This is a genomic window from Pseudomonas sp. GM74, from assembly GCF_000282455.1.
GTDB lineage: Bacteria > Pseudomonadota > Gammaproteobacteria > Pseudomonadales > Pseudomonadaceae > Aquipseudomonas.
The window spans coordinates 47,382-64,343 of the sequence record NZ_AKJG01000041.1; the positions used below are offsets into that span (position 1 = coordinate 47,382).

Genomic DNA, 16,962 nt, shown 5'->3' on the forward strand with positions numbered 1-16,962 from the left:
TGATTCGCCGGTGTGCACTGATGCCCATTGGCTTGCTCGCCCAGTGCCTGGGTTGGTTTGGATTGATTGCTGAGGAGTCTTTTTCGTGACTGACATTAAACCTACTAAGTTTCGTGACGTTGAAATCCGTGCCGCACGCGGTAACAAGCTGACCGCCAAGAGCTGGCTGACCGAAGCGCCGCTGCGCATGCTGATGAACAACCTCGACCCGGAAGTCGCCGAGAACCCTAAGGAACTGGTGGTTTACGGTGGTATCGGTCGCGCTGCACGTAACTGGGAATGCTACGACAAGATCGTCGAAAGCCTGACCAACCTGAACGACGACGAGACCCTGCTGGTGCAATCCGGCAAGCCGGTTGGCGTGTTCAAGACCCACAGCAACGCACCGCGCGTATTGATCGCCAACTCCAACCTGGTTCCACACTGGGCGAACTGGGAGCATTTCAACGAACTGGACGCCAAAGGCCTGGCCATGTACGGCCAGATGACCGCCGGCAGCTGGATCTACATCGGCAGCCAGGGCATCGTCCAGGGCACCTACGAAACCTTCGTCGAAGCCGGTCGCCAACACTACAACGATGACCTCAAAGGTAAGTGGGTACTGACCGCTGGCCTGGGCGGCATGGGTGGCGCCCAGCCTCTGGCTGCAACCCTGGCCGGCGCTTGCTCGCTGAACATCGAGTGCCAGCAGGTCAGCATCGATTTCCGTCTGAAAAGCCGCTACGTCGATGAGCAGGCTACCGACCTTGACGACGCTCTGGCCCGCATCGCCAAATACACCAAAGAAGGCAAGGCGATTTCCATCGCGCTGCTGGGCAACGCCGCTGAAATCCTGCCGGAACTGGTCAAGCGTGGCGTTCGCCCGGACATGGTCACCGACCAGACCAGCGCCCACGATCCGCTCAACGGCTACCTGCCGGCCGGCTGGACCTGGGACGAATACCGCGCTCGCGCCAAGACCGAGCCAGCCGCTGTGGTGAAGGCCGCCAAGCAATCGATGGCCGTGCACGTCAAAGCGATGCTCGAGTTCCAGAAAATGGGCGTACCGACTTTCGACTACGGCAACAACATCCGTCAGATGGCGCAAGAAGAAGGCGTGGAAAACGCATTCGACTTCCCGGGCTTCGTACCGGCCTACATCCGTCCACTGTTCTGCCGTGGCATCGGCCCGTTCCGTTGGGCTGCACTGTCGGGCAACGCTGAAGACATCTACAAGACCGACGCCAAGGTCAAGGAACTGATCCCGGACGACGCCCACCTGCACAACTGGCTGGACATGGCCCGCGAGCGCATCAGCTTCCAGGGTTTGCCGGCACGTATCTGCTGGGTTGGCCTGGGCCTGCGCGCCAAGCTGGGCCTGGCGTTCAACGAAATGGTACGCAGCGGCGAGTTGTCCGCGCCAATCGTGATCGGCCGCGACCACCTGGACTCCGGTTCGGTATCGAGCCCGAACCGCGAAACCGAATCGATGCAGGACGGTTCCGACGCCGTTTCCGACTGGCCACTGCTCAACGCCTTGCTCAACACCGCGAGCGGCGCGACCTGGGTGTCCCTGCATCACGGCGGCGGCGTCGGCATGGGCTTCTCCCAGCACTCGGGCATGGTGATTGTCTGCGACGGTACTGACGAAGCGGCCGAGCGTATCGCTCGCGTACTGCACAACGACCCGGCCACCGGCGTCATGCGTCACGCCGATGCCGGTTACCAGATCGCCATCGACTGCGCCAAGGAACAAGGGCTGAACCTGCCGATGATTACCGGTAAATAAGCCATGTAGCAGCTGCCGCAGGCGGCGTTAAGGGCCGAAGGACCTTCGTTCCGCTTTGGAATGCCGGGGTCGCTTCGCAACCCGACGCAGCCTTCGGCAGCTGCTACAGGAACTACAAAGATTCAAACCAACCCAGAATAACAATCCATAGAGGTTGAACCATGGCTGTCACTGACGAACGTGCAGGCAATAAACCGTTGATCGAGAAACGCTCGATCGACTACATCCCGGAAGCGGAAAGACACGGTCGTCTGTTTAGCCAGTTCACCCTGTGGATGGGTGCCAACCTGCAAATCACCGCGATTGTCACCGGGGCGCTCGCCGTGGTGCTGGGCGGTGACGTGTTCTGGTCATTGATCGGTCTTTTGATCGGTCAATTACTGGGTGGTGGCGTGATGGCGCTGCATGCGGCTCAAGGCCCCAAGCTCGGCCTGCCGCAGATGATTTCCAGCCGGGTACAGTTCGGCGTGTACGGCGCGGCCATCCCGATCGTATTGGTCTGCTTGATGTACCTGGGCTTCACCGCAACGGGAACCGTGTTATCCGGCCAGGCGCTGGGCCAGTTGTTTGGGGTCAGCGACACCGTCGGTATCCTCCTTTTCGCCAGTGTCATCGTGCTGGTCACGGTGCTCGGTTATCGGGTGATCCATTGGATCGGCCGTGTTGCCAGTGTCGTTGGCGTGATTGCCTTTATTTATCTGTTCAGCCGTCTGATGAGCCAGGTTGACGTTGGCGCTCTGTTGCAGATCCGCCACTTCAGCTGGAGCAGTTTCTTGCTCGCGGTGTCGCTCGCGGCGTCCTGGCAGATCGCCTTCGGCCCTTATGTGGCTGACTATTCTCGCTACTTGCCGAGCAACATTTCCTCGGTGAAAACTTTTTTTGCCGCAGGCGCAGGTTCGGTCATTGGTGCACAGGTGGCGATGGTCCTCGGCGTGTTCGCTGCCGCTTCGGCCAACGGGCAATTCGCCGGCCACGAAGTGGCGTACATCGTGGGTCTGGGCGGAACCGGTGCCACCGCTGCGCTGCTGTACTTCAGCATCGCGTTCGGCAAGGTCACCATTTCCACACTGAACTCCTACGGCAGCTTCATGTGCATCGCGACCATCATCAGCGGTTTCCGTGGTGACCTGAAAGTCACGCGCTTGCAGCGCCTGGTCTTCGTGCTGGTCATCGTCGGTGCTGCGACCCTGATGGCGTTGCTCGGCCAGCACTCGTTCCTCGGTGCGTTCAAGTCCTTCATTCTGTTCTTGCTGGCGTTCTTCACGCCATGGAGTGCGATCAACCTGGTGGACTACTACTGCATCACTCGCGAGCGCTATGACGTGCCGGCGCTGGGCGATCCGAACGGTCGCTACGGTCGTTGGAACCTTCTCGGTATCAGCGTCTATGTGTTCGGTGTGCTGGTGCAGCTGCCGTTCATCTCCACCAAGTTCTATACCGGTCCGCTGGTGGCGGCCCTGGGTGATGTGGATATTTCCTGGATCATCGGTCTGGTGATTCCCGCAGCCCTGTATTACCTGTGTGCGAAAAAATGGCACGGCACAGTGCCTGATCGTTTGATCCTGCCGGTCGAGCAGGACGCGATCACCGAACAAAAGCTGAATGTCGGTCGCGCTGCGGCGCAGGCCTGATTGGACGTGGACAGGGCTGGATGCCTCTTGACTGCCGTAAGCCAATTCATGATTAGGAGCGTCACTACAATGAAATCGAACAAGACCCTGCTGACCACATTGCTTTCCATGGGCCTGCTGGCCAGCGCTGGCGCCACTCAGGCGGCGGGTTGGTGCGAGTCGGGCAAACCGGTGAAATTCGCCGGTTTGAACTGGGAAAGCGCCATGCTGCTGACCGACGTGATGCAAGTCGTGTTGGAGAAAGGCTACGACTGCAAGACCGACAGCCTGCCGGGCAACTCCATCACCATGGAAAACGCCCTGGGCAGCAACGATATTCAAGTGTTTGCCGAAGAATGGGTCGGCCGTAGCGAAGTCTGGAACAAGGCCGAGAAGGCCGGCAAGGTCGTCGGTGTCGGCGCGCCGGTTGTTGGCGCGATCGAAGGCTGGTACGTGCCACGCTACGTGATCGAAGGCGACGCCAAGCGCAAGCTGGAAGCCAAGGCTCCGGATCTGAAAAACATTGCCGACCTGGGCAAATACTCGGCGATCTTCAAGGACGCCGAAGAGCCATCCAAGGGGCGTTTCTACAACTGCCCGGCCGGCTGGACCTGTGAGCTGGACAACAGCGAAATGCTGAAAAGCTACGGTCTGGAAAGCACCTACACCAACTTCCGCCCAGGCACCGGCCCGGCGCTGGATGCCGCCGTGCTGTCGAGCTACAAGCGTGGCGAACCGATCCTGTTCTACTACTGGTCGCCAACCCCGCTGATGGGCCAGGTCGACGTGGTGAAACTCGAAGAGAAACCAGGCGTGAACAAGACTGTGACCATCAAGGTCGGCCTGTCCAAGACCTTCCACGACGAAGCCCCGGAACTGGTGGCCGTGCTGGAAAAGGTCAACGTGCCAATCGACCTGCTGAACCAGAACCTTGGGCGCATGACCAAAGAGCGGATCGAGTCGCCAAAACTGGCCAAGATCTTCTTGAAGGAACATCCTGAAGTCTGGCACGCATGGGTGAGCGAAGACGCAGCCAAAAAGATCGACGCGGCCTTGTAGGTTGAGCTTCTCCGACTGTCGACAACGGCAGTCGGATGCTTGATCGCAACCCCTTGATTGAGAGTCTCTTATGTTTCCCGAAAGCTTTACCTTTTCCATCGCCGACTGGGTCAACGGTTGGGTCGATTCGCTGGTCACCAACTACGGCGACGTGTTCCGGCACATCTCCGATACGCTGTTGTGGGCCATCGTCAATCTTGAAAGCCTGCTGCGTGCAGCGCCCTGGTGGCTGATGCTGGCGATCGTGGCGGGCGTGGCCTGGCACGCGACCCGTAAAGTCGTGACCACGTCAGTAATCGTCGGCCTGCTGTTCCTGGTGGGTGCGGTCGGTCTCTGGGACAAGCTGATGCAGACCCTGGCGCTGATGATGGTGGCGACGATCATTTCGGTGTTGATCGGCATTCCGCTGGGCATTCTCTCGGCGCGCAGCAACCGCCTGCGTTCGATACTGATGCCGTTGCTGGACATCATGCAGACCATGCCGAGCTTCGTGTACCTGATCCCGGTGCTGATGCTGTTTGGCCTGGGCAAGGTCCCGGCGATTTTCGCCACGGTGATCTACGCCGCGCCACCGCTGATCCGCCTGACCGATCTGGGCATTCGCCAGGTCGACGGCGAAGTGATGGAAGCGATCAACGCCTTCGGTGCCAACCGCTGGCAGCAACTGTTCGGCGTGCAACTGCCGCTGGCCCTGCCGAGCATCATGGCGGGCATCAACCAGACCACCATGATGGCCCTGTCGATGGTAGTGATCGCCTCGATGATCGGTGCCCGTGGCTTGGGTGAAGACGTGCTGGTGGGGATTCAGACCCTCAACGTCGGACGTGGCCTTGAAGCCGGTCTGGCGATCGTGATTCTGGCTGTGGTGATCGACCGCATTACACAGGCGTACGGTCGCGCACGGCATGAGGTGAGCAAATGAACAACGCAACCGTGAGCAAGATCGAAGTCAAGAACGTCTTCAAGATTTTCGGCAACCGTGCCAAGGACGCGCTGGCCATGGTCGGCCAGGGCAAGACCAAGGACCAGGTGCTGGCCGAAACCGGCTGCGTGGTCGGCGTGAACGACCTGTCTCTGAGCATCGGCAGCGGCGAAATCTTCGTGATCATGGGCCTGTCGGGTTCCGGCAAGTCGACCCTGGTACGCCACTTCAACCGCTTGATCGACCCGACCAGCGGCGCGATCCTGGTGGATGGCGTGGACATCCTGCAATACGACATGGAAGCGCTGCGCGAATTTCGTCGGCGCAAGATCAGCATGGTGTTCCAAAGCTTCGGCCTGCTACCGCACAAGAGCGTGCTGGACAACGTCGCCTACGGCCTGAAAATCCGTGGCGAAAGCAAAGCCATGTGCGCCGAGCGTGCGTTGCACTGGATCAACACCGTGGGCCTCAAGGGCTACGAAAACAAATACCCGCACCAGCTCTCCGGCGGCATGCGTCAGCGTGTGGGCCTGGCCCGCGCCTTGGCGGCGGACACCGACATCATCCTGATGGACGAAGCGTTCAGTGCCCTCGACCCGCTGATCCGCGCGGAGATGCAGGACCAGTTGCTGGAGCTGCAAAAGACCCTGCACAAGACCATCGTCTTCATCACCCACGACCTCGACGAGGCCGTGCGCATCGGCAACCGCATCGCGATCCTCAAGGACGGCCGCCTGATCCAGGTCGGCACGCCGAGAGAGATCCTGCATTCGCCGGCGGATGAGTATGTCGACCGCTTTGTGCAGCGTCGGGCGGCGGTGGTCTGAGAAAGTTGTGGTAGCCGGGCCGGCCCCTTCGCGGGCAAGCCCGCTCCCACAAGGATCGGTGTCGAACACCAGTTTTGATTACACCAGCAACCACTGTGGGAGCGGGCTTGCCCGCGAAGGCGTCAGTGAAGCTGTATCAATATTCAGGTTGTACGCAGAGGTTGAAGATGTCCCAGGCTGAAAAAATCGTTATCGCCGATGCCCCGGTGCGTTGGCAGGATGTGGTGGCCGTTGCTCGTGATGGCGCACAGCTAGAGCTGTCGGCGCCGGTCTGGGCGCGCATCGAAAACGCCCAGGCCATCGTCCAGCGCATCGTCACCAGCGGCGAACGTGCCTACGGCATCAACACTGGTCTGGGTGCGCTGTGCAACGTCTCGCTGCAGGACGAACAACTCAGCCAGCTGTCGCGCAACACCCTGCTCAGCCACGCCTGTGGCGTTGGCGCGCCACTGACCAATGAGCAGACCCGCTCGATCATGTGCGCCGCCGTCGTCAACTACAGCCATGGCAAATCCGGCCTGCACCGTCAGGTCGTCGAAGCACTGCTGGCGCTGCTCAACCGTGGCATCACTCCGCAAGTGCCGTCCCAGGGTTCCGTGGGCTACCTGACCCACATGGCACACATCGGCATCGCGCTGCTGGGTGTCGGCAATGTCAGCTATCGCGGCCAGATTGTTTCCGCGCAGCAAGCGCTGACCGAAGAAGGCCTGCAACCGGTCAAGCTCGGTGCCAAGGATGGTTTGTGCCTGGTCAACGGTACGCCATGCATGACCGGCCTGAGCTGCCTGGCGATTGCCGATGCCACGCGCCTGCTGGAATGGGCCGACGTGATCGGTGCGATGAGCTTTGAAGCCCAGCGTGGGCAGATCGATGCGTTCGATGCCGAGATCATCGCGCTCAAGCCGCACCCGGGCATGCAACAGGTCGGGATCAACCTGCGGGCCTTGCTCGACGGCAGCGAAGTGATCGCCCAGAGCAAAGGCATTCGTACCCAGGATGCCCTGAGCATTCGTTCGATCCCGCAGGTGCACGGCGCCGCGCGCGACCAATTGGTACACGCGACCAAACAGATCGAAACCGAACTCAACGGCGCCACCGACAACCCGCTGGTGCTGGGCACCGCGGACAATTACCGCGTGGTGTCCCAGGCCAACCCCCACGGCCAGTCCGTGGCAATGGCGGCGGACCTGCTGGCGATTGCCATGGCGGAAATCGGATCCATCGCCGAGCGCCGTCTGGACCGCTTGATCAACCCGCACGTCAGCGGTTTGCCGGCCTTCCTGGTGGCCAACCCGGGAGTGAACTCCGGGATGATGATCGTGCAATACGTTGCCGCTTCGCTGTGCGCGGAGAACCGTCAACTGGCGCAACCGGCGGTGCTGGACAACTACGTGACGTCGGGCCTGCAGGAAGATCACCTGAGCCTGGGTACCAACGCCGCGCTGAAGTTGCATCGCGCGCTGGAAAACTGCACGCAGATCCTCGCCATCGAGTATTTGCTGGCAGCCCAGGCGTTTGAATTCTTGAAAGAGCAACGCTTCGGCGCGGGCACCGATGCCGCTTGGCGTCTGCTGCGCGAGCACGTTGCCCCCTACGACCAGGATCGCTGGCTGGCACCGGACATCGCCGCCGCTGCCGCGGTATTGAAAGACCCGATTTTGCTGCACAACGCTTTTCCCGAACTGAACTGATTTCCATAACACCAGCGTGCCAAGGCGCGGCTCCCCAAAAGGCAGACGCGACGGACAACGGACATCTCCGGAGCGTCTGGTGAGTTAATAACAACTCTCAAAAGGAGCACAAAATGACTGCGCTAAACCTGATTCCCGGCCAACTGACCCTCGCCCAACTGCGTGACGTCTACCAGCAGCCGGTGAAACTGACCCTCGACCACAGCGCCTCGGCCCAGATCGAAGCCAGCGTGGCCTGCGTGGAACAGATCCTCGCCGAGAACCGCACCGCCTACGGCATCAACACCGGTTTCGGCCTGCTGGCCTCGACCCGCATCGCCAGCGAAGACCTGGAAAACCTGCAGCGCTCGTTGGTGCTGTCCCACGCCGCCGGTGTCGGCCAGCCGATCAGCGATGAGCTGGTGCGTCTGATCATGGTGCTCAAGGTCAACAGCCTGAGCCGTGGTTTCTCTGGCATCCGCCGTGTGGTAATCGACGCGCTGATCGCCCTGATCAACGCCGAGGTTTACCCGCATATTCCATTGAAAGGTTCGGTCGGTGCTTCCGGTGACCTGGCGCCGCTGGCCCACATGTCGCTGGTGCTGCTGGGCGAAGGCAAGGCGCGCTACAAAGGCGAGTGGATGGAAGCCACCGAAGCGCTGAAAGTCGCCGGTCTGACCCCGCTGACCCTGGCCGCGAAAGAAGGCCTGGCGCTGCTCAACGGCACTCAGGTGTCCACCGCTTTTGCCCTGCGCGGCCTGTTCGAAGGTGAAGACCTGTTCGCCGGTGCCCTGGCGCTGGGCGGCCTGACCGTCGAAGCGGTCCTGGGCTCGCGTTCGCCGTTCGACGCCCGCATCCACGCTGCCCGTGGCCAGAAAGGCCAGATCGATGCCGCCGCCGCTTACCGCGATCTGCTGGGCGAGCGCAGCGAAGTCTCCGACTCCCACGAAAACTGCGAGAAGGTACAAGACCCGTACTCCCTGCGCTGCCAGCCGCAAGTCATGGGCGCCTGTCTGACCCAGTTCCGTCAGGCCGCCGAAGTGCTGGCCATCGAAGCCAATGCGGTATCGGACAACCCGCTGGTGTTCGCCGCTGAAGGTGACGTGATCTCCGGTGGCAACTTCCACGCCGAGCCGGTGGCCATGGCCGCTGACAACATGGCCTTGGCCATCGCTGAAATCGGTTCCCTGAGCGAACGCCGTATCTCGCTGATGATGGACAAGCACATGTCGCAACTGCCGCCGTTCCTGGTGGCCAATGGCGGCGTGAACTCCGGCTTCATGATCGCCCAGGTGACTGCGGCGGCACTGGCCAGCGAGAACAAGGCGTTGTCCCATCCGCATTCGGTGGACAGCCTGCCGACTTCCGCCAACCAGGAAGACCACGTATCGATGGCTCCGGCGGCTGGCAAGCGTTTGTGGGAAATGGCCGAGAACACCCGCGGGATTCTCGCCGTGGAATGGCTGGCGGCCGTTCAGGGCCTGGACCTGCGCAATGGTCTGAAGACTTCGCCAAAACTGGAAAAAGCTCGGGCCATCCTGCGTAACGACGTGCCGTTCTACGAGAAGGACCGCTTCTTTGCGCCGGACATCAATGCGGCGACTGAATTGTTGGCCTCGCGTTGCCTGAACGAGCTGGTGACAACGAAGTTGCTGCCTAGCCTGTAAGGGTTCCAATGTAGGAGCTGCCGCAGGCTGCGATCTTTTGATCTTGTTTTTTAAAAGATCGCAGCCTCGTTGCACTCGACAGCTCCTACAGGAGGCGATTCGATTTAGCGTCGAATAACAATAATTAGGGACGAGAAATGCAACAGCCAGAAAAAGGTTTGAAACGCGGGCTTTCTGCCCGACATATTCGCTTCATGGCGCTGGGGTCGGCGATCGGCACCGGGCTGTTTTATGGATCCGCCTCGGCCATTCAAATGGCCGGGCCTGCGGTACTGCTCGCTTACCTGATCGGTGGCGCGGCGGTGTTCATGGTCATGCGCGCCCTCGGTGAGATGGCGGTGCACAACCCGGTGACCGGCTCTTTCGGCCAGTACGCCAGCACCTACCTGGGGCCAATGGCGGGCTTCGTCCTCGGTTGGACCTACGCATTCGAAATGGTCATCGTCGGCATGGCCGACGTCACGGCATTCGGTATCTACATGGGCTTCTGGTTCCCGGAGGTTTCCCGCTGGATCTGGGTGCTGGGCGTCGTTTCCATTGTCGGCGGCCTGAACCTGTGCAACGTCAAAGTCTTCGGTGAAATGGAGTTCTGGCTGTCGCTGCTCAAGGTTGCGGCCATCGTCGCGATGATCCTGGGTGGTTTCGGCATCATGTGGTTCGGCATCAGCTCGGCCCCCGGCCAGGCGACCGACATCAGCAACCTCTGGAACCACGGCGGCTTCATGCCCAATGGCATGGGCGGTCTGATCGCTTCGTTCGCGGTGGTGATGTTTGCGTTTGGCGGTATTGAAATCATCGGCGTAACGGCAGGTGAAGCCAAGGACCCGCAGCACGTGCTGCCCCGGGCGATCAATGCCGTACCGTTGCGGATCCTGTTGTTCTACGTGCTGACGATGCTGGTGCTGATGTCGATCTTTCCATGGCAGCAGATCGGTAGCCAGGGCAGCCCGTTCGTGCAGATTTTCGACAAGCTGGGGATCGGCTCGGCGGCCACCATCCTCAATATCGTGGTGATCACGGCGGCGATTTCGGCGATCAACAGTGACATCTTCGGCGCTGGCCGCATGATGTTCGGTCTGGCCCAGCAAGGGCATGCACCCAAGGGCTTCGCCCGCCTGTCGCGCAATGGCGTGCCATGGATGACGGTGGTGGTGATGAGTGCCGCGCTGTTGCTGGGCGTGTTGCTGAACTACCTGATCCCGGAAAACGTGTTCCTGTTGATCGCTTCCATCGCGACCTTTGCCACGGTGTGGGTCTGGCTGATGATTCTGGTGACCCAAGTGGCCATGCGCCGGTCCATGAGCGCCGAGCAGGTTGCGCAACTGAAATTCCCGGTACCGCTCTGGCCTTATGCGCCGGCGGCGGCGATTGCCTTCATGCTGTTCATTTTCGGCGTGCTCGGCTATTTCCCGGACACCCAGGCAGCGCTGATTGTCGGCGTGGTCTGGATCGTGTTGCTGGTACTGGCTTACCTGACGTGGGTGAAACCGGCGGCGGGTCAGGCAGCCCTGGTGACGCAGGATCCTACTTTTTCTCATCGATAACCTAATGGAGGCCACGGATGAAAACTCTCTGGCAACACTGTCACGTCGCAACCATGGCACAAGGCGTCTACTCGATCATCGAGGACGCGGCCATCGTGACGTCAGGAGCGCACATTGAGTGGATCGGCCCGCGCAGTGAGTTGCCGGCGGGCGAGTACCCGGCCGTCAATGATTTGAACGGGGCCTGGGTCACGCCGGGCCTGATCGACTGCCACACTCACACGGTGTTCGGCGGTAACCGCAGCGGTGAATTCGAACAGCGCCTGCAAGGTGTCAGCTATGCGGAAATCGCCGCCAGCGGCGGCGGCATCGCCAGCACCGTGCGCGCCACCCGCGCAGCCAGCGAAGACGAGTTGTTCGCCAGTGCCGCCAAGCGCCTGAAAAGCCTGATGCGCGATGGCGTCACCAGCATCGAAATCAAGTCCGGCTACGGCCTGGACCTGGCCAACGAGCGCAAGATGCTGCGTGTGGCTCGTCGCCTCGGCGCCGAACTGCCGGTCAGCGTGCGCAGCACCTGCCTGGCGGCTCATGCCTTGCCGCCGGAATACGCCGATCGCGCCGACGACTACATCGATCACATCTGTGCCGACATGCTCCCGGCCCTGGCCGCCGAAGGGCTGGTCGACGCGGTGGACGCGTTCTGCGAGTACCTGGCGTTCTCCCCGGCGCAGGTCGAGCGGGTGTTCATCACCGCCCAGGAATTGGGCTTGCCAGTGAAGCTGCATGCCGAGCAATTGTCGTCGCTGCACGGCTCGAGCCTGGCGGCGCGTTACCACGCGTTGTCCGCCGATCACCTGGAATTCATGACCGAAGACGACGCTATCGCCATGGCCAAGTCCGGCACGGTCGCGGTGCTGTTGCCCGGCGCCTTTTACTTCCTGCGCGAAACCCAATTGCCGCCGATGGAAGCCCTGCGCAAGCACGGTGTGAAAATCGCCATCGCCAGCGACCTCAACCCAGGTACCTCGCCGGCGCTGTCGTTGCGCCTGATGCTGAACATGGCCTGCACCTGCTTCCGCATGACCCCGGAAGAAGCCCTGGCCGGCGCGACGATTCATGCCGCCACCGCGCTGGGCATGGCCGACACCCATGGCTCGCTGGAGGTCGGCAAGGTTGCGGATTTCGTCGCCTGGCAAATCGATCGTCCGGCCGACCTGTGTTACTGGCTGGGCGGCGACCTGGAAAAACGCGTCGTGCGCCACGGCGTCGAATCAAGTCTGTAGGAGATCTGTTGTGGATAAGGTTCTGAACTTCAAACAAGGCCGCGTACCGCTGCTGATCAGCATGCCTCACGCCGGCGTGCGCCTGACCCCGGCAGTCGAAGCCGGGTTGATCCCTGACGCGAAAAGCCTGCCGGACACCGACTGGCACATCCCGCAGCTTTACGACTTCGCTGCCGAACTGGGCGCCAGCACCCTGGCCGCCGAGTACTCACGGTTCGTCATTGACCTGAACCGGCCATCCGACGACAAGCCGTTGTACGTGGGCGCGACCACCGGCCTGTACCCGGCTACGTTGTTCGACGGCGTGCCGTTGTTCCGCGAGGGGCTGGAGCCTTCGAAAGAAGAGCGCGCGACCTATCTGGAGCAGATCTGGACGCCGTACCACAGCACCTTGCAGCAGGAGCTGGCGCGGATGAAAGCCGAGTTCGGCTACGCGCTGCTGTTCGATGCGCACTCGATCCGCTCGATCATCCCGCACCTGTTCGACGGCAAGCTGCCGGACTTCAACCTCGGCACCTTCAATGGCGCCAGTTGCGATCCACAGCTTGCGACCCGGCTGGAAGCGATCTGCGCGCTTCACGACAATTACACCCATGTACTCAACGGACGCTTCAAGGGCGGGCACATCACCCGCCATTACGGCAATCCGGCCGAGAACATCCACGCGGTGCAACTGGAGCTGGGGCAGTGCACCTACATGGAAGAGTTCGAGCCGTTCCGTTATCGCCCGGACCTGGCGGAACCGACGCGGGTGGTGCTCAAGGAGTTGCTGCAAGGGTTGCTGGCCTGGGGCGAGAAGCACTACAAAGCTTAATGCTTGGTATATAACCCTGTGGGAGCGAGCTTGCTCGCGATAGCGGTCTGTCTGTTACATCTATGTCGACTGATCCACCGCCATCGCGAGCAAGCCCGCTCCCACAGGTATGTGTTTATCCTGAAAGCGCGTCGGGACAGTCGCCACCGTGCAAAACACGGTCGCCACAGTTCGCTTTTACCGCTCGTCTGCTGCGTAATGTTCTGGCCACGGTGCACAAAGACACCGCCCCGACAATAATCCGCTGCCGCACGAGAATGCTCTCTATGACAAGCCCCAAAGGTCTGTTCACCCGCTGTCTCTCAATCTTCTGCGGTACCGCTCTGTTGAGCGCCGGCGCCATGGCCGCGGACGACGCCTCCTGCAAAACCGTGCGCATGGGCGTGGTCAACTGGACCGACGTGATCGCCACCAGTGGCATGGCCGATGTGCTGCTCAATGGTCTGGGCTATGAAAGCAAGCAAACCAGCGCCGTGCAGCAGATCATCTTCGCCGGCATCCGCGACAAGCGCCTGGACATCTTCCTCGGTTACTGGAAACCGGCGATGGATAAAAACATCGCTCCCTTCGTGGCGGCCAATCAGGTCAAGGTCATGGACAAACCTAGCCTGGCCGACGCCCAGGCTACTCTCGCAGCCCCTGACTATGTGGCGGCGGCGGGCCTGAAAACCTTCGCCGACATCGCCAGGTTCAAGGACCAGCTGGGTGGCAAGATCTACGGCATCGAGCCGGGCAGCGGCGCCAATACCACCATCAAGACCATGATCGAGACCAATCACTTCGGCCTGAAGGATTTCAAACTGATCGAGTCCGGTGAAGCCGGCATGCTTGCGGCCGTACAGCGCGCCGTGAATCGCAAGGAGTTCGTGGTGTTCGTCGGCTGGACCCCGCACCCGATGAACATCAACATGAAGATCGACTATCTGACCGGCAGCGAAGACGTGTATGGGCCGAATGAAGGCGCCGCGACCGTTTCCACCGTAACCGCGCCGGATTACGCCCAGCGTTGCCCGAACGTCAATCGGCTGCTGGAAAACCTGACGTTCACCGCCGCCCAGGAAAGCCAGTTGATGGTACCGATCATGGAGCGCCAAACGGCTCAGGATGTCGCGAAAAAATGGCTGCGTGACCATCCCGAGGACTTGCAGCGCTGGCTGGCGGGTGTCAGTAGTTTCGATGGCAAGGATGGCGTGGCAACCGTTCAGGCCAGCCTGAAAAACTGACATCCATACCTGTGGGAGCGGCGGTGCGGCGACCCGACTTGCTCGCGAAGGCGGATGGACAGTCGACATAGAGGTTGAATGTGCTGGCCTCTTCGCGAGCAAGTCGGGTCGCCGCACCGCCGCTCCCACAGGAACCTGGTCTTCCCATGTACCTCTGAAAAGGCTGACACCAGGCTCATGGCTCCTTACCCGCTTTCCGAGCAGATGACGGCATTCGTCGAGAAAACCGTCAGTTTCAACAGTACCGACAGCAGCCTCGCCGGATTGCGCCTGGCCTACAGCGAGATGTGCCGGGCGTTTACTCCGGCACGTCCCGTCGGGTTGTATGTGGTCGATTTCGAGTTGTCCGGCGTTGCTGTCCGCTCCTATCAGCCACCGGCCAGTGGAGCATCGTGCATCGTTTACCTGCATGGCGGCGGCTGGGTGGTGGGGGACCTGGACTCCCACGATTTCATCTGTGCCGAATTGGCATCGACACTCGGTGTGCTGGTGATCGCCGTCGATTATCGCCGGGCACCGGAGCATCCGTTCCCCGCCGCGTTCGATGATTGCCTGAAGGTCTGGCGGGCGCTGCGCACCGGGCCGTTTCAACTCGATCCGGAGCGCATGCTGGTGGCCGGTGACAGTGCCGGTGGCAACCTCGCGGCAGCGTTGTGCCTGGCACTGCGCGATGCCGGCGAGCCGTTGCCGTGCGCGCAGGTTCTGATCTATCCGGGGTTGGGCGGCGATCACCGGCTGCCATCGCGCAGTGAGTGCGTCGACGCGCCGTTACTCAGCAGCAGTGACGTCGATTGCTATCACGCCCTTTACCTGCGGGGCACCCGCCATCCGACTGCCTACGCCATGCCATTGCTCGCCACGGATTTCAGCGGACTGCCACCGGCATTGATCGCCGTGGCGCAATTCGACCCGTTGCGTGATGACGGCGTGCGGTATGCCGAGCGAATGAACGCTGCGGGCGTGGCAGCGACTCTGTATGTCGGCGAGGGCCTGGTCCATGGCTGTTTGCGGGCCCGCGGGCAGGTGGCCGAGGTCGATGCGCTGTACGAAACCTTGTTTGGTTATCTTGCGGGAAAACTCTGACTTCGCGCAGGCATGCTCATTGACGTAAATCGGGTTTATGATGCCGGACGGCAGAATAATAGAAGTCCCCCCAGGGATGACCTCGACCCCTTACGGAGTGCGCAATGCAGACTTTGTACCCGCAGATCAAACCCTACGCCCGGCACGATCTGGCCGTCGATGCGACCCACACCCTGTACGTCGACGAAAGCGGTTCACCGGAAGGTTTGCCGGTAGTGTTCATCCACGGCGGCCCCGGTGCCGGATGTGATGCCCAGAGTCGTTGCTTCTTCGATCCCAACCTGTATCGCATTGTTACCTTCGACCAGCGCGGCTGTGGTCGCTCCACGCCCCATGCCAGTCTGGAAAACAACACCACCTGGGATCTGGTCGCCGACCTCGAGCGGATTCGCCAGCACCTGGGCATCGACAAATGGGTGCTGTTTGGCGGCTCCTGGGGGTCGACCCTGGCGCTGGCCTACGCGCAAACCCATCCTGAGCGGGTACATGGCCTGATCCTGCGTGGGATCTTTCTCTGCCGTCCGCAGGAAATCGAATGGTTCTACCAGGCCGGCGCCAGCCGTCTGTTCCCCGATTACTGGCAGGACTACATCGCGCCGATCCCGCTGGACGAGCGCGACGACTTGCTCACCGCGTTCCACAAGCGGCTGGTCGGCAACGACCAGATAGCCCAGATGCACGCGGCCAAGGCCTGGTCCACCTGGGAGGGACGCACCGCGACCCTGCGTCCCAACCCGCTGGTAGTCGACCGTTTCTCCGAGCCACAACGTGCGTTGTCGATTGCCCGCATCGAATGCCACTACTTCAGCAACCACGCCTTCCTGGAGCAGAACCAGCTGATCCGCGACATGGGCAAGATCGCCCATTTGCCCGGCGTGATCATCCATGGTCGCTATGACGTGATCTGCCCGCTGGATAACGCCTGGGAATTGCATCAGGCCTGGCCGAACAGCGAACTGCAGGTCATCCGCGATGCCGGACATGCCGCTTCCGAGCCGGGCATCACCGACGCGCTGGTCCGCGCAGCCAATCAGATGGCCCGGCGTCTGCTCGACCTGCCGCCTGAAGAAGCATGAAGGGCCTGCTGCAACGGGTGCGCGGCGCGCGAGTCGAAGTCGCGGGCGAGATCGTGGGCGCCGTCGATCAGGGATTGCTGGTCCTGGTAGCCGTTGAGCCCGACGATACGCGGGCCAGCGCCGACAAACTTCTTAATAAACTGCTTAACTATCGGGTATTCAGTGACGCTGAGGGCAAGATGAATCTGTCCTTGGCGGATGTGGGCGGCGGGCTGCTGCTGGTCTCTCAGTTCACCCTGGCTGCCGATACCAAAAGCGGGCTGCGTCCGGGTTTCTCGACTGCGGCTCCTCCGGCGCTGGGCGAGGAGTTGTTCGACTATCTATTAAGCAAAGCGAAACAGGTGCATGGCACTGTGGCATCAGGTAGATTCGGCGCGGATATGCAGGTGCACCTGGTCAATGATGGCCCGGTAACCTTCCTGTTACAGACCTGAAAGCGTTTGAAACAAGTTTTTACGCTCATTTCGACTGAAAAC

14 protein-coding genes are annotated in these 16,962 nt (G+C 61.2%); all 14 read left to right on the forward strand.

Translation table 11 applies throughout. The features are described from left to right. Positions 1 to 85: 85 nt before the first annotated feature. The 14 genes from hutU to dtd all read left to right on the forward strand — a co-directional run bounded on the left by hutU (position 86) and on the right by dtd (position 16,920). Positions 86 to 1,768, forward strand: a complete 1,683-nt coding sequence (hutU, locus tag PMI34_RS20895; RefSeq protein ID WP_008047783.1) for a urocanate hydratase — start codon at positions 86 to 88, stop codon at positions 1,766 to 1,768. 161 nt (positions 1,769 to 1,929) lie between these two features. Continuing rightward, the gene (locus PMI34_RS20890) at positions 1,930 to 3,399 is read left to right on the forward strand and encodes a purine-cytosine permease family protein (RefSeq protein ID WP_008047785.1); all 1,470 of its coding nucleotides are present in this window, start codon (positions 1,930 to 1,932) and stop codon (positions 3,397 to 3,399) included. Positions 3,400 to 3,468: 69 nt separating this feature from the next. Continuing rightward, on the forward strand, positions 3,469 to 4,437 hold the full coding sequence (locus PMI34_RS20885; RefSeq protein WP_008047787.1) for an ABC transporter substrate-binding protein: 969 nt from the start codon (positions 3,469 to 3,471) through the stop codon (positions 4,435 to 4,437). 70 nt (positions 4,438 to 4,507) lie between these two features. Beyond that, positions 4,508 to 5,359, forward strand: a complete 852-nt coding sequence (locus PMI34_RS20880) for an ABC transporter permease (protein WP_008047789.1) — start codon at positions 4,508 to 4,510, stop codon at positions 5,357 to 5,359. Then, on the forward strand, positions 5,356 to 6,186 hold the full coding sequence (locus tag PMI34_RS20875; RefSeq protein WP_007975542.1) for a quaternary amine ABC transporter ATP-binding protein: 831 nt from the start codon (positions 5,356 to 5,358) through the stop codon (positions 6,184 to 6,186). Before PMI34_RS20880 ends, PMI34_RS20875 begins: the two co-directional genes overlap by 4 nt. A 167-nt stretch (positions 6,187 to 6,353) precedes the next feature. Next, positions 6,354 to 7,877 (forward strand): histidine ammonia-lyase, encoded by a 1,524-nt coding sequence (gene hutH / locus PMI34_RS20870; protein ID WP_008047791.1) that lies wholly within the window; start codon positions 6,354 to 6,356, stop codon positions 7,875 to 7,877. 113 nt (positions 7,878 to 7,990) lie between these two features. Beyond that, on the forward strand, positions 7,991 to 9,523 hold the full coding sequence (gene hutH, locus PMI34_RS20865) for a histidine ammonia-lyase (protein WP_008047794.1): 1,533 nt from the start codon (positions 7,991 to 7,993) through the stop codon (positions 9,521 to 9,523). Positions 9,524 to 9,660: 137 nt separating this feature from the next. After that, positions 9,661 to 11,067 carry an amino acid permease gene (locus tag PMI34_RS20860; protein ID WP_008047796.1) on the forward strand — a complete coding sequence of 469 codons (1,407 nt, stop codon included), beginning with the start codon at positions 9,661 to 9,663 and terminating at the stop codon, positions 11,065 to 11,067. A 17-nt stretch (positions 11,068 to 11,084) separates the two neighbouring features. Further along, positions 11,085 to 12,290, forward strand: coding sequence for an imidazolonepropionase (gene hutI, locus PMI34_RS20855; RefSeq protein WP_008047798.1), 1,206 nt, complete (start codon positions 11,085 to 11,087; stop codon positions 12,288 to 12,290). 10 nt (positions 12,291 to 12,300) lie between these two features. Then, on the forward strand, positions 12,301 to 13,104 hold the full coding sequence (gene hutG, locus PMI34_RS20850; RefSeq protein ID WP_008047799.1) for an N-formylglutamate deformylase: 804 nt from the start codon (positions 12,301 to 12,303) through the stop codon (positions 13,102 to 13,104). Between the two features lie 266 nt (positions 13,105 to 13,370). Beyond that, on the forward strand, positions 13,371 to 14,327 hold the full coding sequence (locus PMI34_RS20845) for a choline ABC transporter substrate-binding protein (RefSeq protein WP_008047801.1): 957 nt from the start codon (positions 13,371 to 13,373) through the stop codon (positions 14,325 to 14,327). A gap of 177 nt (positions 14,328 to 14,504) precedes the next feature. Then, entirely contained in the window at positions 14,505 to 15,410 is a 906-nt protein-coding gene (locus tag PMI34_RS20840; RefSeq protein ID WP_008047803.1) for an alpha/beta hydrolase, read from the forward strand. A 104-nt stretch (positions 15,411 to 15,514) separates the two neighbouring features. Next, on the forward strand, positions 15,515 to 16,486 hold the full coding sequence (gene pip / locus PMI34_RS20835; protein WP_008047805.1) for a prolyl aminopeptidase: 972 nt from the start codon (positions 15,515 to 15,517) through the stop codon (positions 16,484 to 16,486). Further along, positions 16,483 to 16,920 (forward strand): D-aminoacyl-tRNA deacylase, encoded by a 438-nt coding sequence (gene dtd / locus PMI34_RS20830; protein ID WP_008047807.1) that lies wholly within the window; start codon positions 16,483 to 16,485, stop codon positions 16,918 to 16,920. The genes pip and dtd overlap by 4 nt, the downstream gene beginning before the upstream one ends. Positions 16,921 to 16,962 lie beyond the last annotated feature (42 nt).

Coding starts and splice junctions, on each gene's coding strand:
- PMI34_RS20890 (WP_008047785.1), top strand. CDS start 1,930: ATGGCTGTCACTGACGAACGTGCAGGCAATAAACCGTTGATCGAGAAA.
- PMI34_RS20885 (WP_008047787.1), top strand. CDS start 3,469: ATGAAATCGAACAAGACCCTGCTGACCACATTGCTTTCCATGGGCCTG.
- PMI34_RS20880 (WP_008047789.1), top strand. CDS start 4,508: ATGTTTCCCGAAAGCTTTACCTTTTCCATCGCCGACTGGGTCAACGGT.
- PMI34_RS20875 (WP_007975542.1), top strand. CDS start 5,356: ATGAACAACGCAACCGTGAGCAAGATCGAAGTCAAGAACGTCTTCAAG.
- hutH (WP_008047791.1), top strand. CDS start 6,354: ATGTCCCAGGCTGAAAAAATCGTTATCGCCGATGCCCCGGTGCGTTGG.
- hutH (WP_008047794.1), top strand. CDS start 7,991: ATGACTGCGCTAAACCTGATTCCCGGCCAACTGACCCTCGCCCAACTG.
- PMI34_RS20860 (WP_008047796.1), top strand. CDS start 9,661: ATGCAACAGCCAGAAAAAGGTTTGAAACGCGGGCTTTCTGCCCGACAT.
- hutI (WP_008047798.1), top strand. CDS start 11,085: ATGAAAACTCTCTGGCAACACTGTCACGTCGCAACCATGGCACAAGGC.
- PMI34_RS20845 (WP_008047801.1), top strand. CDS start 13,371: ATGACAAGCCCCAAAGGTCTGTTCACCCGCTGTCTCTCAATCTTCTGC.
- PMI34_RS20840 (WP_008047803.1), top strand. CDS start 14,505: ATGGCTCCTTACCCGCTTTCCGAGCAGATGACGGCATTCGTCGAGAAA.
- pip (WP_008047805.1), top strand. CDS start 15,515: ATGCAGACTTTGTACCCGCAGATCAAACCCTACGCCCGGCACGATCTG.
- dtd (WP_008047807.1), top strand. CDS start 16,483: ATGAAGGGCCTGCTGCAACGGGTGCGCGGCGCGCGAGTCGAAGTCGCG.